17 protein-coding genes are annotated in these 14694 nt (G+C 72.5%); 10 read left to right on the top strand and 7 right to left on the bottom strand.

Annotated elements, in window-relative coordinates:
• Positions 1-1022, top strand: a 1022-nt coding sequence (locus AB0J39_RS31740) for a neutral zinc metallopeptidase (protein ID WP_363471509.1), incomplete at its 5' end; no start/stop codon positions are given.
• A 260-nt stretch (positions 1023-1282) separates the two neighbouring features.
• Positions 1283-3073, top strand: coding sequence for an LCP family protein (locus tag AB0J39_RS31735; RefSeq protein WP_363471507.1), 1791 nt, complete (start codon positions 1283-1285; stop codon positions 3071-3073).
• Positions 3074-3208: 135 nt separating this feature from the next.
• Here the strand turns inward: AB0J39_RS31735 and AB0J39_RS31730 are convergent, their stop codons facing one another.
• Together AB0J39_RS31730 and AB0J39_RS31725 are read right to left on the bottom strand one after the other, a co-directional pair.
• Positions 3209-3739 (bottom strand): GNAT family N-acetyltransferase, encoded by a 531-nt coding sequence (locus tag AB0J39_RS31730; protein WP_363471505.1) that lies wholly within the window; start codon positions 3737-3739, stop codon positions 3209-3211.
• A 44-nt stretch (positions 3740-3783) separates the two neighbouring features.
• The gene (locus tag AB0J39_RS31725; RefSeq protein WP_363471503.1) at positions 3784-3960 is read right to left on the bottom strand and encodes a hypothetical protein; all 177 of its coding nucleotides are present in this window, start codon (positions 3958-3960) and stop codon (positions 3784-3786) included.
• 50 nt (positions 3961-4010) lie between these two features.
• Here AB0J39_RS31725 and AB0J39_RS31720 point away from each other — a divergent pair, with 50 nt between their 5' ends.
• The 3 genes from AB0J39_RS31720 (at position 4011) to AB0J39_RS31710 (ending at position 6295) form a co-directional block, all read left to right on the top strand.
• Positions 4011-5372: a S8 family serine peptidase gene (locus tag AB0J39_RS31720; protein WP_363471501.1), complete on the top strand. Its 1362-nt coding sequence runs from the start codon at positions 4011-4013 to the stop codon at positions 5370-5372.
• A 108-nt stretch (positions 5373-5480) separates the two neighbouring features.
• Entirely contained in the window at positions 5481-5732 is a 252-nt protein-coding gene (locus tag AB0J39_RS31715) for a hypothetical protein (protein ID WP_363471499.1), read from the top strand.
• Entirely contained in the window at positions 5729-6295 is a 567-nt protein-coding gene (locus AB0J39_RS31710; protein ID WP_363471497.1) for an AAA family ATPase, read from the top strand. Before AB0J39_RS31715 ends, AB0J39_RS31710 begins: the two co-directional genes overlap by 4 nt.
• Here AB0J39_RS31710 and AB0J39_RS31705 read toward each other — a convergent pair.
• Entirely contained in the window at positions 6292-6879 is a 588-nt protein-coding gene (locus AB0J39_RS31705) for a helix-turn-helix domain-containing protein (RefSeq protein WP_363471495.1), read from the bottom strand. The two genes, AB0J39_RS31710 and AB0J39_RS31705, sit on opposite strands and share 4 nt — an antisense overlap.
• An 84-nt stretch (positions 6880-6963) precedes the next feature.
• On the opposite strand from AB0J39_RS31705, the gene AB0J39_RS31700 reads away from it, so the two are divergent.
• Positions 6964-7926, top strand: coding sequence for a zinc-binding dehydrogenase (locus AB0J39_RS31700; RefSeq protein ID WP_363471493.1), 963 nt, complete (start codon positions 6964-6966; stop codon positions 7924-7926).
• A gap of 27 nt (positions 7927-7953) precedes the next feature.
• Here AB0J39_RS31700 and AB0J39_RS31695 read toward each other — a convergent pair whose 3' ends face one another.
• The 3 genes from AB0J39_RS31695 to AB0J39_RS31685 all read right to left on the bottom strand — a co-directional run bounded on the left by AB0J39_RS31695 (position 7954) and on the right by AB0J39_RS31685 (position 9729).
• A complete protein-coding gene (locus tag AB0J39_RS31695; protein WP_363471491.1) occupies positions 7954-8574 on the bottom strand; it encodes an HD domain-containing protein in 621 nt (206 codons plus the stop codon).
• Positions 8574-9341: an ion transporter gene (locus AB0J39_RS31690; RefSeq protein WP_363471489.1), complete on the bottom strand. Its 768-nt coding sequence runs from the start codon at positions 9339-9341 to the stop codon at positions 8574-8576. Before AB0J39_RS31690 ends, AB0J39_RS31695 begins: the two co-directional genes overlap by 1 nt.
• A gap of 214 nt (positions 9342-9555) precedes the next feature.
• The gene (locus tag AB0J39_RS31685; RefSeq protein ID WP_363471487.1) at positions 9556-9729 is read right to left on the bottom strand and encodes a hypothetical protein; all 174 of its coding nucleotides are present in this window, start codon (positions 9727-9729) and stop codon (positions 9556-9558) included.
• Between the two features lie 83 nt (positions 9730-9812).
• Between AB0J39_RS31685 and AB0J39_RS31680 the strand changes: the two genes are divergently transcribed.
• Positions 9813-10121: a hypothetical protein gene (locus AB0J39_RS31680; protein ID WP_363471511.1), complete on the top strand. Its 309-nt coding sequence runs from the start codon at positions 9813-9815 to the stop codon at positions 10119-10121.
• On the top strand, positions 10067-10630 hold the full coding sequence (locus tag AB0J39_RS31675; RefSeq protein WP_363471485.1) for a hypothetical protein: 564 nt from the start codon (positions 10067-10069) through the stop codon (positions 10628-10630). The genes AB0J39_RS31680 and AB0J39_RS31675 overlap by 55 nt, the downstream gene beginning before the upstream one ends.
• Before the next feature lie 16 nt (positions 10631-10646).
• Here the strand turns inward: AB0J39_RS31675 and AB0J39_RS31670 are convergent, their stop codons facing one another.
• A complete protein-coding gene (locus AB0J39_RS31670; protein WP_363471483.1) occupies positions 10647-11798 on the bottom strand; it encodes an ROK family protein in 1152 nt (383 codons plus the stop codon).
• Between the two features lie 240 nt (positions 11799-12038).
• On the opposite strand from AB0J39_RS31670, the gene edd reads away from it, so the two are divergent.
• Positions 12039-13868 carry a phosphogluconate dehydratase gene (gene edd, locus AB0J39_RS31665; protein WP_363471482.1) on the top strand — a complete coding sequence of 610 codons (1830 nt, stop codon included), beginning with the start codon at positions 12039-12041 and terminating at the stop codon, positions 13866-13868.
• On the top strand, positions 13865-14694 hold an 830-nt coding region (locus AB0J39_RS31660; protein WP_363471480.1), incomplete at its 3' end, for a glucokinase. The genes edd and AB0J39_RS31660, both read left to right, overlap by 4 nt.

Raw genomic sequence — 14694 nt, 5'->3', positions numbered from 1 at the left:
CTCCCCCGCGCGGGCCGGCCGCGCCCTTTCCGCCACCCGCCGCCTGGCGCCCGCCCCGCCGCAGGTCCGGTGCGGGGGCGGTCGTCGGCGCGCTGATAGGCGTGCTCGCGGTCGTCTTCGTGCTCGTCGTGGTCGTGGGCGCGCTGGCGAACCTGTCGGACCGCGAGGAGACGGTCTCGCCCGTCGCGCTTCCGACCCTCACCTTCTCGCCGTTCCCGTCGCACCGGGACACCGCGGACACGGAACCGACCCGCAAGCCCACGACGCGGCCCTCGACGCAGCCGACTGCGCGGCCGACCCCCGTGCTCAACCGCACGACGAAGAACAACAGCCTCTACCGGGCCGGGTCGCCGGCGAAGACCAACTGCCGGGCCGGGAACGCCAGCATCTACAACCACGCCCAGTTCAAGGCGCTGATCCTCAAAACCGGCGCGTGCATGGGCAAGGCGTGGGCGCCGGCGCTGCAGCGGGCCGGGATCGCGTGGAGCCCGCCGAAGTACATGATCGCGGCCCGCAAGGGCAGGGGCGCCTGCGGCGACTACCCCTCCCCCGGCAGCAACGTCCCGTACTACTGCCCGAGCAACAGCACGATCTACGCGTCCACCTCGGCGATGGCGAGGGAGTACGGCCCGCTCGGATCGTGGAACGGGATCATCATCAGCATGATGGCCCATGAGTACGGCCACCACATCCAGAGCATCTCGGGCATCTCCGACTCCTGGTGGCGGCAGACGCTCGACTCCACCTCGCGCAGCGGCCGGCTGGCCCTGAGCCGACGGCACGAACTGCAGGCGACGTGTTTCGGCGGCATGTTCATGCGATCGGTCGCCGCGTCGTATCCGATCGACACCACCCGGCGCAACACGCTTCTATGGGCGTACAGCCACCTGGGCGACCCGCCGGGAGGGCCGCGCGACCACGGGAACACGCGCAGCAACGCCGCGTGGTTCCGCCAGGGGTACACCCGCCCGATGACCTACCAGTGCAACACCTGGGTCGTCGGGTCCGCGTCCGTGTCGTGATCATCGGCGCGGTGATCTACGTCTACCTTGTCCGGGTATGGGGGTTAGAATCCCTGCCACGGCTTCGGAGGAGAGAGCGGTGAACCATGCGAGGCGGGGGTCCCGCTGACGACACCGGGGGTCCCCGGAAAGGTCGGCGCCCAAGTCAGCCGGGCGGAAACACAGGTCAGCCCGGCGGAGACCCAGGTCAGCCCAGCGGTAACACGGGTCAGCCCGGCGGAGACGCAGACAAGCCCGGCGGAGACACAGGTCAACCCCGCGTGAATCCGAGTCAGCCGGGTGGAAACCCAGGTCAGCCCAGTGGAACAGGTCAGCCCAGTGGAGACGCGGCCGGGCACGGCGGAGACGCGGCTCAGCGCGGCCCGAACACGGGTCAGCCCAGTGGAGCAGCGGGTCGGACCGGCGGGAACGCGGGTCAGCCCGGCGCGGAGGCGAGCCGGCCCGGTGACGGCACGGATCAGCGTGGCGGGACCGGGAGCGACGGGGAGCCCACGGGCTCGGCGCGCGCGGCCGCCGCGCGCGGCGGGGCGCCGCGTTTCACTCCCCCGCTGACCACCGCCTCCCTGATCGGCTGGACGGCGCTGTCGGCCGTCCTCCCCGGGGCGGCCCACCTTCGGGCGGGCAACCGCCGTACCGGGATCGCTCTGCTGGCGACGTTCGGCGTCGTACTGGTCGCCCTGGTGGTCCTGGCCCTGCACCTGAAGGACAACGCGGGAGTCGCGCTGCGCGGCAGCACGCTGACCGCCGTCATGGTCGGCGCGGCCGTGTGCGCGCTCGCGTGGTTCACGCTCGTGCTGCTGTCCTTCGTCGCCCTGCGCCCGCAGCGCCTGCCCCAGACCGGGCAGGTGGTGTCCGGCATCGTCGCGGGCGTGCTGTGCGTGGCCGTGATGGCGCCGTTCGCCTTCACCGCGAACACGATCAGGACGGCCAACCAGTTACTCGACGACGTCCTGGCTCCGGTGAACGACGGCTCGACTCCCGCCCCCGTACGCGCCGAGGACCCGTGGAACGGCCGCAAGCGGGTGAACTTCCTGCTCGTCGGCGGCGACGCCGCGGGCAACCGGGTCGGGGTGCGGACCGACTCGATGACCGTGGCCAGCGTGAACGTCGCCACCGGCAACACGGTCCTGTTCAGCCTGCCGCGCAACCTCCAGTACGTCCGCTTCCCCCCGAGCAGCCCCCTGCGCAAGGTGTTCCCCAACGGCTTCAACGACGAGGGCCAGGGCCTGCTCAACTCCGTGTGGTACTACGCCGACAACAACCCCCAGGTCATGGGGGGCAAGAACCGGGGCGCGCAGGCGCTGAAGGACGCCATCGGCTACACCCTGGGCCTGCACATCGACTACTACGCGATGGTCGACATGTACGGCTTCGCGGCCCTGATCGACGCGGTCGGCGGGCTCAAGATCCGGGTCGAGCAGGACGTCAAGTGGGGTGGCAAGTTCGGCACCGCCGGCACCATCAAGGCCGGTTACCGCACGCTGAACGGCGAGGAGGTGCTCTGGTACGGCCGCTCCCGGGTCGACAGCGACGACTTCTCCCGCATGTCCCGGCAGCGCTGCGTCATCGGCGCGCTCGCCCAGCAGGTGACCCCGGCCACGGTGCTCGCGAACTTCAACAGGATCGCCACCGCGGCCCGGCACATGTTCCGCACCGACATCCCCCGCGACCTGCTCGAGCATCTCGTCCCCCTCGGCATGAAGGTCAGGAACGCCAAGATCACCAGCCTCCAGTTCGTGCCGCCGCTCATCTACACCGGCAACCCGGACTGGGCCAAGATCAGGAAGCTGACGCTCGAGGCGATCCGCGAGTCGATGACCGACCGGGGCGCCGTCGCGGCCACCGCGTCTCCCATGACCTCCACGGGGTCGGGGGCGTCCGCGTCGCCCTCCGGTTCGACCGCGGGGTCCGTGTCGCCGTCCTCGTCGCCGTCCGCCTCGCCGAGCCCGTCGGCCTCGCGCACGCCGGTCGTCGCCGGGGCGAACCCTCGCGCCACCCCCACTCCCAACGACAAACCGGCCAAGAGCCTGTCGGAGCTGTGCGGCTTCTGAGCCAGACCTGCTTTCGCTCGGGATGGCGTGCCGGTCAAGGGCTCCGCGGGACGGTCGAGGCTGAGCGGACAATGCCGGCCGCGGCTTCTCGACGAAGGAGGCCGCGGCCGGCACGTCCTCGTCGCGCGTAGTTCGTCACGTGGCCGGGGGCCGCAGGCCGAGCCACTGCTCGGCGTCCCAGGCCTGGAACCGCTCGACCTCGGTGAACCCCAGCTTCGCCGCGAGGCGCATCGAGCCGTCGTTGGCGCTCTGGGTGGTGAGCACCACCGGCTCGCCGGGGAAGGCGCCGTCGAACCAGTCGAGTGCCGCCGCGCACGCCTCGGCGGCGTACCCTCGCCCCCAGGCCTTCGGCAGGAACAGGTAACCGAGATCGGCCTTCCCCGCGGCAGCCGGGCGACGGTGCCCGGCCGCTCTCCTGAGCAGGATCTGGCCGATCATCGCGCCGTCGAGCTCGACGACGAAACTCCCGGGCCACCGCTCGGGCACCTCGGGCATCTCACGCTCGAGCTCGTCACGCGAGCGGGGACCGCCCAAGTAGGTGTGCACCTCTGCCGAGGCGAGCAGTTCGATGAACGTCGCGCGGTCCCGCGCCTCGGGCTCACGGAGCACGAGCCGCTCGGTCCGGATCGGCTCGGGCGGCCAGGCCACATGTCCTGGATCTGACATGCGCGCAAGGTAACAACGCTCCAGGACGACGTCCAGTTCGGGCATCAGCGCGTGCTCACCGGCCGAGCTGTGCGCGCGGCCGGGTGAACGATCCCGGCCTTGACGGCGAGGTCACGCTCGACGACCTCCACGCCGATCCCCAGGTCCCACGCCATGGGCGACACCGGACGGTTTTCCGTGAAGGCGTGGACGCGGCCCGCCGCATGCAGCAAGGTTGTCACGTAACGTATCCGTCCAGTCACCATCCGCCGAGTAACGGAGTGGGCTCGTCGTGCGTGTACTCATCCAGTTGCGTCCCTCCCCCGACCTGGTCGCCGCGGTCGCCGACCCGTCGGTTCCGTCGATGGCGTCCGACGTGGCCGGCGGCCTGCCCGGGGTCGTCCTCGACCAGTCGTACGCGCCCGTGGCCGTGCCCCGCCCGATGCCCGCCTCCACCGGCGGGGACCCGCTGTCGCTCAACCAGCCGCTGATCTTCTCCATGGCGCCCCAGGACGCCTCGGTGGTGGTCCGCGGGGAGATCGCCGACGACGAGGTGACCAGCAGGATCGCCCTCCTGCCGGCGACCCGCCGCGACGTCGTCGCGGTGTACGCCGACCCGGCGATCGAGACCACGCTCACCTGCGCGGGCGACCCGGCCGTCGGCGACTGGCACGACGTCGAACGGCTGCTGCGCGTGCCCGACCTCACGTCCGAGGGGCTCGACGGCTCCGGCGTCCCCCTCGCCGTCGTCGACACGGGCATCAACGCGGCGTACGTCAAGGCCGCCCGCGGCCACGACGTGACGGTCGACCACGAGCGGAGCTGGAACCCCGCGAGCGTCTCCGGGACCCCGGGGGACTTCCCGGTCGACCACGGCACGATGTGCGCCTTCGACGCGCTCATCGCCGCGCCCAAGGCGTCGCTCGTGGACGTGCCGGTGCTGCTGTCGCGGCGGCAGGGCGGCTCGACGCTCGACGGCCTGCTGTCCGACGCGATCGCGGCGTACGCCCACCTGCGCGAGGTCCTCGACGCCCAGCCCGCCGAGTCGCGGGCGCTGGTGGTCACCAACAGCTGGGGGTCGTTCTCCCCGCGCTGGGACTTCCCGCCCGGCCACCCCGGCAACTACTCCGACAATCCCGCCCATCCGTTCAACCTGATCGTCGGCAGCCTGGCCGAGGCGGGGGCGGACATCCTGTTCGCCGCGGGCAACTGCGGAACGCAGTGCCGCGACAGCAGGTGCGCCTTCCCCGACCGGCCCATCGTCGGGGCCAACTCCCATCCCCGCGCGCTGTCGATCGGCGGGATCGACACCGCCGGGGCCCGGGTGGGCTACTCCTCGCAGGGCCCCGGGCGGCTGGCCGCGCGCAAGCCGGACGTCTGCGCCTACACGCACTTCGCCGGCTCCGGCGCGCTCGGCGACGGCGAGCCCGACTCCGGCACCTCGGCGGCCTGCCCCGTCGCGGCCGGGCTGGTCGCCGCCGTGCGCTCCCGCTGGCCCGCCACCGTGCTGCCGCCCGCCCAGCTCCGGACCCTGCTGCGCCGGACGGCCGATGATCGCAGTGCCGTAGGGTATGACCACGACTACGGGTACGGCGTGGTGGACGCCGCCGGCATCATCGCCGCGCTGCGCCGCCGCGCCGCGAAGGCGGCCTGAGAGCCACAGCGCCGCGAAGGCGGCCTGGCGGCACCAGCGCCGCGAGAGCGGCCTGAGACGGGCCGCGCCGCCCGGCGTCGAGACGTCCACCAGTGGGAGGCGGGGCCGGTGGCAGAGGTGCTCATCACCGTGCGGCTTCCCGCGCCGGCGACGCTGGAGGCCGCGATGCGGCGGCTCGACCTCGCCGAGGACGAGGTCGACACCGCGTACGGCCTGGTGCCGGTCGACCCGGACAGGGACCTGTACGTCCTGCGGGTGACCGAGGACGCCGGACGGCGCGTCGGCGGCCCGGACGCCGGCGGGGCGGACGGCGGGCCATACTCCGACCCGCCCATCGAGCCGTACGGGCCGCCGCGATGAGCGCTCCCGTCTGGGTGGTGTCCGGCCCGCCGGGCGCGGGCAAGTCGACCGTCTGCGATCTGCTGCTGGCCCGTCTCGACCCCGTGCCCGCCCTGCTCGACAAGGACACGATGTACGGCGGCTTCGCCGAGGCCACCCTCGCCGCGCACGGCAGGCCGCCGGGCGAACGCGAGGGGCCGTGGTACGACGAGCACGTCAAGCGGCACGAGTACGCCGGCATGACGGCGACGGCCAGGGAGATCCGCTCCCACGGCTGCCCGGTGATGCTCGGCGGGCCGTTCACCTCCCAGGTGCACGACGCGACGCTCTGGCGGGCGTGGGTGGAGGCGCTCGGCGGCCCCGAGGTGCGCCTGGTCTGGATCCGCTCCGACGGCCCAACGCTGCGTGAGCGGCTGCTGCGCCGGGGCCTCGCCAGGGACGGGCAGAAGCTGGACAGGTTCGCCGAATACCTGCGTGCCATCCGCGTGGACGAGCCGCCCGCCGTGCCGTACGACGAGATCGACAACCGCCTCGGCGCCCCGCCGCTCGCCGAGCAGCTCGACCGGCTGCTGACGAGGACCTAGGCGGTCCCCGTCCGGTGGGCGTGGAACGCCTGGATCACCAGCGCGGCGAAACGCCGGGAAGCCGTGACCCGGGCGGCCGTCGAGGTGGCCGGGATGCCCCTGTTGGCCATGAGCATGAGGATCAGGTCGTCCAGGACGAAGTCGGGGCGCAGGTGGCCGGTGTCCTTCGCGCGGCGGGCGAGCTCGGCGAGCGAGTCGAGCGTGTGCCGCCGGCTCGCGGCGACGTCCGTCGCGTCGGGGAAGGCCGCCATGAAGGCGCCGGTGAAGCCTCGGTTGCGGGCGTGCAGCTCACAGATCCTCTCGATGACGAGGCAGAGGCCGCGCCACGGATCCGGGTCGGCACATCCCTCCTCGACGATGGCGTGGCACGCGCGCGTCTCGTCGGCGAAGGCTGCGGCGACCAGCGCCTGCTTGGTCGGGAAACGACGGTAGAGGGTGGCAGGGCCGACTCCGGCCCGCCGCGCGATCTCCCTCATGGAAGCGTTCAGGCCTTCGGCGGCGAACAGCGCGCGGGCCGCGCCGAGGATGCGCTCCCGGTTGTCCAGGGCGTCGGCACGCAGGATGTGAGGCAAACGGTCACCCACCGCTCTCACTTTAGCCAAGCGCACCGCGGCGGCCGTTAGCGTCCGGGCCAGTCCCCCGCCCGACCCCAGAATGCGGAGACGACAGTGAAGGCAGTCGCGATCCAGGCGTTCGGCAGTCCCGAAGGCATGGAAGTCATCGACATCCCCGACCCGGCTCCCGCCGCCGGACAGGTGTTGATCGCCACCGAGGCGATCGGCGTGGGCGGCGTCGACGCCGTGATCCGGCGCGGGGCCCTGGCCGCCCACGGCTTCGCCGAAGGCCATGTCCCCGGCGGCGAGGTGGCGGGCACCGTGACCGCCGTCGGCGACGGCGTCGACATGTCATGGATCGGCCGGCGGGTGTGGGCGTTCACCGGCGTGGGCGGCGGCTACGTCGAACAGGCGACCGCCCCGGCCGGGGAGGTCCTTCCCCTCCCCCCGGGCCTGTCCGCCGTCGACGCGGTGACGCTCGGCAGCTCGGGGGTGGTGGCCCATTTCGCGCTCGCCCATGCGCGTTTCGCTCCTGGGGAGTCGGTGCTGGTGCGCGGCGCGGCCGGCAGCATCGGGATCACCGCGGTCCAGCTCGCGGCTCGTGGCGGCGCCGGCGCGGTGGCGGTCACGACGTCGTCGGCCGAGCGCGGGGATCGCCTTCGCACGCTCGGCGCGACCCACGTGCTGGACCGCTCGGGGAACGGAGACGAGGACGCTCCCGCGGGTTACGACGTCGTCATCGACGTCGTCGCCGGCGCCGGCATGCCCGCTTTCCTCACCAGGCTCAACCCGAACGGCCGCATGGTGGTCGTCGGCGTGGTGGGAGGCCCGCCTCCGGCGGACTTCGGGGCGACGATGATGGCGGCGTTCCGCAAGTCGTCGTCGTTCGCCACCTTCAGCGCCGACACCGTGGCCGGGCCCGCTCGGCGTGCGGTGAGAACCGAGCAGTTCGCCGCCGCGGGCCGGGGCGAGCTGCGGACGGTGGTGCACGAGGTGCTGCCACTGGAGCACGCCGTGCTGGCGCACCGGAAGATGGACGCCGGCGAGGTCTTCGGCAGGATCGTGCTGACGCCGTAGCGCTCGCGGCTCATGTGGGGTCGCCGGTCACACGATCTCGTGCCCGTACGCGGCGGCCGGCGGCTGGAGGTCGGGGACCCCGAACGCCGCGCACATCGCCGCGAACCGTTCGGCCTTGTCCTCGCCGTACCGGCGGACGTGAGCCGCGTAGGCGCCGGCGCTGACGAACCTCGGCGGCTCGGTCTTGCTGTGGAACTTGTCGGCGAACATCACGAGCCGCTCCTCGGCCGACTCCGCGAGGTAGTCGGCGGGAGGCAGCGGCAGGCCCTGCCGCAGCACGTCCGCCCGGCTGATGCCCACCCCCGTGTGATGGGAGCAGAACCGGCACAGGATCTCGGGCAGGCCCTCCGCGCGGAGCAGTTCGTGGCCGAGGACCCCGTGGCGTACGTAGCCCGCGTGGTCGAGCCGTCCGTCGTCGTCGTAGAGCAGGTAGACCCCGATGTCGTGCAGGAGGCTCCCGGCCCTCACCAGCTCGGCGTCGACGTCGAGGCCGGCGCGGTCCGCCAGGTCCAGGGCGATCGCGCAGACGATCTCGCAGTGGGTGTGGACGAGCTCGAACGCCTCCTCCGTGGGCGCGTGTTCCGCGTGCAGCGCCCGGATCTCGGCGTCCGTCGGAAGCCGAGGGCGCGGGGTGCGCGGGGCGTCCATCACGAGCTGGGCACCCGTTCGCCCAGGCTCTCGCGCAGGCCCCTGATCTCCTCGCGCAGGGCCGACAGCTCGGCGAGCGTCGAGCGGTCGTCCCTGGCCTCCTCCTCCATGGCGCTCACCACGACCGCGATGAAGAGGTTCAGCACGACGAACGTGCAGACCAGCACGAACACCACGAAGTAGAGCCACGACGAGGGGTGAGTCTGCATCAACTCGCGGTTGATCTCCGACCAGCCGTCCCCCGTCATCACCTGGAACAGGGTGTACAGCGAGGTGGGCAGGTCGCCGAAGTACTCGGGCGCGGCGGCGCCGTACAGCTTGGTGCCCATGACGGCGGCGACGTACAGGACGAGGCCGAGCAGGACGACGATCGAGGTCATCCCGGGGACGGCGGTGAGCAGCGCGGAGACCACCCGGCGCAGCGACGGCACCACCGAGATCAGCCGCAGCGCCCGCAGGACGCGCAGGGCCCGCAGCACCGACAGGCCGCCCGCGGTGGGGAGGAAGGAGAAGCCGATGATCAGCAGGTCGAAGACGTTCCAGGGGTCACGGAGGAAGCGCCACCGGTAGACGTAGATCTTGGCCAGGATCTCCGCCACGAAGACGTACAGCGCGACGTGGTCGGCGACGTGCAGTTCCGTGCCGTACCTGGCGACCGCCTCGGCGGAGGTCTCGACGCCGAGCGTGGCCGCGTTGAAGAGGATCACCACGGTGATCGCCTGCTGGAACCGCCGCGACTCGATCAGGCGGCGGACACGTTCACGCACGAAGGACTCCTGGGGGGCCATGGAAGATCGTCACAGAGCCTAGTGCCCCCGTCGGACATTTCCCGCTCCGGTCGGCTTGTCGAGCGTCCCGTCGCAACACCTGGACGGGGCCGGTGCTTTCGCTACGCTGGCCCGCGGAGCCATGATCGCTATGGATGAGGGGCTGCATGGCCGGAAGTCCGTTACGTGCCGAAGACCCCGAACGGCTGGGTGACTACCGCCTCGTGGGCCGCCTGGGAGAAGGCGGCCAGGGCGTGGTGTATCTCGGCGAGACGCCGGACGGGGAGAAGGTGGCGGTGAAGGTCGTACGGACGCGGCCGTCCATGGGCATTCCCACGTCCTTCGCCAGGGAGCCGGCCGCGGCACGCCAGGTGGCGGAGTTCTGCACGGCGCGCATCCTCGACGCCAGGCTGGACGCCGGCCCGCCCTACATCGTGAGCGAGTTCGTCGACGGTCCGTCGCTTGCAGCAGGTGATCGAGAGCAACGTGCTGGCCGGCCCCGACGGGCCGCGCGTCATCGACTTCGGCATCGCCCGGCTGGTCGACGCCTCGACCACCACCGGTCCCGCTGCCGGCACCCCGCCGTACATGGCGCCGGAGCACTTCCGCGGCGAACGGATCGGGCCTCCGGCGGACGTGTTCGCCTGGGGCTCCCCATCACGTACGCGGCCACGGGAGCGCCGCCGTTCGGCCGGGACACGCCCGCGGCCGTCGCCTACCGGATCGTGCAGGGCGAACCCGTCCTCGGTGATCTCACGGGCGGGCTGCGCGACCTCGTAACCGGCCCCTACGACTTGCGGGTCACCTATCCGGGAAGCGAGCGGAAACGTGTCGTCGTCATCGCCGACGAGGTCCGTCTTCCGAGCGGCGAGAAGCTGCCGTCGGATCTCGACCCGCAGGGGGATGCCGCCCGCCGGCACGACAGCGCGGCGGCGGGCGCCGCGCTGTTCATCCTCGTCGGCTCCATCGCCACGATCCTGACCCTTGTGGGCGCCAGCCCGAGGGTCTACCGCTCCGGGAAGGACGGCAGGACGTACGCGGGCGGCGTCCAGGTCGCGGACACCGGTTACCCGCTGCGCGAGTTCCTCGCCAGCTGGCTGAGCCCGGCGCGAGGTCTGGGCAGGTCCCGCATCTCCTACACTCTGACGCTCGGTCAGGACGACCTTCCGGTCAGGTTCGTGTTCGCCTGGAAGGCGTCCCTGCCTGGGCGGGGACCGGACTCCTCGTCCTTCACGACGACTTACCGTGAATGGGGCCCGGCCCGGCCGATCGCCGCCCCGGCTTCCTGAGACCGGCTTCCTGAGATCAGCGGGCGGCGGCGTCCACGGCCCGGGCCGACAGGACGTGGTCGAGGACCATGAGGGCGCAGCCGGTGATTCCCGCGCCGGGCCCGAGGCGGCCGCGCTCGATGCGCAGGCTGCGGGTGGCGAGCTGGGTGGAGCGCCGGTAGACGACCTCGCGCACGCCGGACACCAGCGGCTGGAACATCTCGGCGACGTCGCCGCCGAGGACCACGACCGCGGGGTTGAGCAGGTTGACCGCGCCGGAGATGACCTCGCCCAGCCAGCGGCCGGCCTGCCGCACCACGGCCATGGTCTCCGCGTCGCCGGCCCGGACCAGGGCGGTCACGTCGGCGAGCGACGTCACGTCGCGGCCCTTGGCCCGCAGGTCGCGCAGGATCGCGGTGCCACTGGCGACCGAGTCGACGCAGTCGAGGTTGCCGCAGCGGCACAGCACGCCCCCGCCGTCCCGCACCGGGATGTGCCCGATCTCCCCGGCCGCGCCGAGCGCGCCGCGCAGGATGCCGCCGCCGGAGATCACACCCGCGCCGATGCGGGTGGAGACCTTCACGAACAGCAGGTCGTCGAGTTCGGAGGCGTAGACGACGCGGTGCTCGCCCATCGCGATGACGTTCACGTCGTTGTCCACGAGCACCGGCACGCGGAACCGCTCGGCGATGACCGGCGGGATCACCACGCCGGTCCAGCTCGCCATCACGCGGGCGCTCTCGACCCGGCCGGCGGCGAACTCCACGGTCGCCGGGACGCCGAGCCCGATGCCGACGACGTCGTCCCGCCCGTCGAGCAGCTTCTCCCAGGTGTCCATGAGCAGGGGCAGCACGACGTCCGGCCCCTCCTCGACGTCGATGTCCAGGTCGGTGCGGTGCAGCACCTCGCCCGCGAGGTCGCACAGCGCGATCTGGGTGCGGCGGGCGCCGAGCGAGGCCACCGGGACGACTCCCCCGGAGGCGGCGAAGCGCAGCCGTACGGGCGGGCGGCCCCCGGTGGACGGCCCTTCGGCGTCCTCCACGATCAGCCCGCGCTGGAGCAGGTCGGCGACGCGGTGCGCGACGGCCGGCCGGGACAGGCCCGTCACACGGCCGATGTCGGCACGCGTCATCGCCTCCCCGCTCCGGATGAGCTGGAAGACCTCGCCGGTGGTGGCTATACGTGACATCGAGCGTAAGTGAAGCACAGGAACTCACCTAAGTTCAACGACTTATTCATTTCGAGTTACAAAACTAGGCTTGATAACTGGCATAACTTCCCGATACTGTCCCATCCGTGCCCGAACGACACCTGGTGCCCGATCAACGAATCGGGGGCCGGAGGTGCCGCAGGGCGCACGTCCCGGGACGACGCCCCGGGGCGCGTTCGACCCCGCCTCGCGGCGGCACCGGCAGGAGGAGGACCTTCCGTGACGCACCCCGTTATCACCGAGGTCACCGAGCGCGTGGTGACGCGCAGCCGCGACAGCCGCGGGGCCTACCTGGAGCGGGTGCGCCGCGCCGGGGCCGAGCTGCGTGAGCGGGGGCCGGCCCGGGGGCGGCTCGGCTGCGCCAACCTGGCCCACGGCTTCGCGGCCGCGCCCGCCGAGGACAAGCTCGACCTACGCGGCACGGCGAAGCCCGGCGTCGCCATCGTGACGTCGTACAACGACATGCTGTCGGCGCACCAGCCGTACGAGACCTACCCGCCGGAGCTGAAGCGGGCGGTCCGCGACGCGGGCGGCGTGGCGCAGGTGGCGGGCGGCGTGCCCGCGATGTGCGACGGCGTCACCCAGGGCCGGGCGGGCATGGAGCTGTCGCTCTACAGCCGCGACGTGATCGCGATGGCGACCGCGATCGCGCTGTCGCACGACATGTTCGACGCGGCCCTGCTGCTCGGGGTCTGCGACAAGATCGTTCCGGGGCTCCTCATCGGCGCCTTACGCTTCGGGCACCTACCGGCGATGTTCGTGCCCGCCGGGCCGATGACCTCGGGCCTGCCCAACAAGGTCAAGGCCAGGGCGCGGCAGTCCTTCGCCGAGGGCAAGATCGGCCGCCTGGAGATGCTCGACGCCGAGGCGGCGTCCTACCACTCCCCCGGCACCTGCACGTTCTACGGCACCGCCAACTCCAACCAGCTCCTCATGGAGGTCATGGGCCTCCACCTGCCCGGGGCCACGTTCGTCAACCCGCACACCGAGCTGCGGCACGCGCTGACCCGGGCGGCGGCGCGGCGGGCGGTCGAGATCACCCCGCACGGTGAGGAGTACACGCCCCTCGCCGAGGTCGTGGACGAGAAGGCGATCGTCAACGCGGTCGTCGCGCTGCTCGCCTCCGGAGGCTCCACCAACCACACGATGCACCTGGTCGCCGTCGCGGCGGCCGCCGGCATCGAGCTGACCTGGGACGACATGGCGGACCTGTCCAAGGTCGTGCCGCTGATCACCCGCATGTACCCCAACGGCCAGGCGGACGTGAACCACTTCCAGGCCGCGGGCGGCATGGCGGTGTTCATCGGCGACCTGCTGGACGCCGGGCTGCTCCACGAGGACGTGCTCACGGTCGCCGGGCGCGGCCTCGGCCACTACCGGTCCGCGCCCGCGCTCAAGGAGGGCGCGCTGGTGTGGGAGGAGCGGACCGAGCCCGGCACCGACACCGAGGTCCTGCGGCCGGTCGCAGAGCCGTTCTCCCCCGACGGCGGCATCCACATGCTGTCGGGCAACCTGGGCCGGGCGGTGAGCAAGGTCTCCGCCGTCAAGCCCCAGCACCTGGTGATCGAGGCCCCGGCCAAGGTGTTCGACGACCAGCTCGACCTGCTCGCGGCGTTCGAGCGGGGCGAGCTCGACGGGCAGGACTTCGTGGCGGTCGTCCGCTACCAGGGCCCCCGGGCCAACGGCATGCCCGAGCTGCACAAGCTCACGCCGCCGCTGGCGGTCCTGCTCGACCGCGGCCAGAAGGTGGCCATCGTCACCGACGGCCGCATGTCCGGCGCCTCGGGGAAGGTCCCCGCGGCGATCCACCTGTCCCCCGAGGCCGCCGACGGCGGGCCGATCGCGCTGGTGCGCGACGGCGACGTTATCCGCCTCGACTCGGCCGCCGGGACGCTCACCGTGCTCGCCGACCTCACAGGGCGTACGCCCCAGGGCGCGCCGCTGACCGACGAGCAGTGGACCGGCACCGGCCGCGAGCTGTTCGCCTCCTTCCGTCGCGTGGTCGGCCCTGCCGAGCGCGGGGCGAGCGTCTTCGGAGGTGCCGCGTGAGCCTTCCCTGGCTGGTCGCGGACATCGGCGGAACCAACGCCAGGTTCGGTTTGGTGACGCGGCCCGGAGGGCAGCCGGAGGCGGTAGCCGTACTCGACGTTTCCCAGCATCTCGGCCTTGCCGATGCCGTAGCCGCCTATCTCGCAGACCATGCGGGCGGAGTTCGGCCGGGGGCCGCGTGCCTGGCGATCGCCGGGCCGGTCGACAAGGACCGGTACCGGCTGACGAACGCGGGGTGGTCGGGATCCGTGGCGGAGCTCGGCATTCCGCTCACGGTGCTGCTCAACGACTTCGAGGCACTGGCGATCTCGCTGCCGCACCTGGCGGGGGACGACCTCGTGCCGCTCGGCGGGCCCCCGCCGGCGGCGGGCCTGACGAAGGCCGTGCTCGGACCCGGCACCGGGCTCGGAGTGGCCGGCCTGGTCCCCGTGCGGGAGGGCTGGCAGCCGGTGGCCGGCGAGGGCGGGCACGTCGCCATCCCCGTCGTCACGGACCTGGAGATGGAGATCGTCCGGGCGCTGCGCGCGGACGGCCTGCCGTACGTGGACGCCGAGCACCTGCTGTCGGGCACCGGGCTGCCGCGGCTGTACCGCGGCCTCGCGCTCGCGCGCGGCGTCGCACCGGAACCGCGGACGGCCGCCCAGATCACGGCGGCGCAGATCACCTCCTCGGACGACCCGCTCTGCGCCGAGACCGTCGAGGTCTTCCTCGCCCTGCTCGGCGGCTTCGCCGGCGGCGTGGCGCTCACCCTCGGCGCGCGGGGCGGGGTCTACCTGGGCGGCGGCGTGCTGCCCCGCCTGGCCGCGCGGATCCCCTGCAGCGCGTT

The sequence above is a fragment of the Microbispora sp. NPDC049633 genome (assembly GCF_040675265.1).
Lineage (GTDB): Bacteria > Actinomycetota > Actinomycetes > Streptosporangiales > Streptosporangiaceae > Microbispora > Microbispora maris.
Note: the sequence above shows the minus strand (reverse complement) of the source record. Positions and strands in the feature narration are given on the sequence as shown.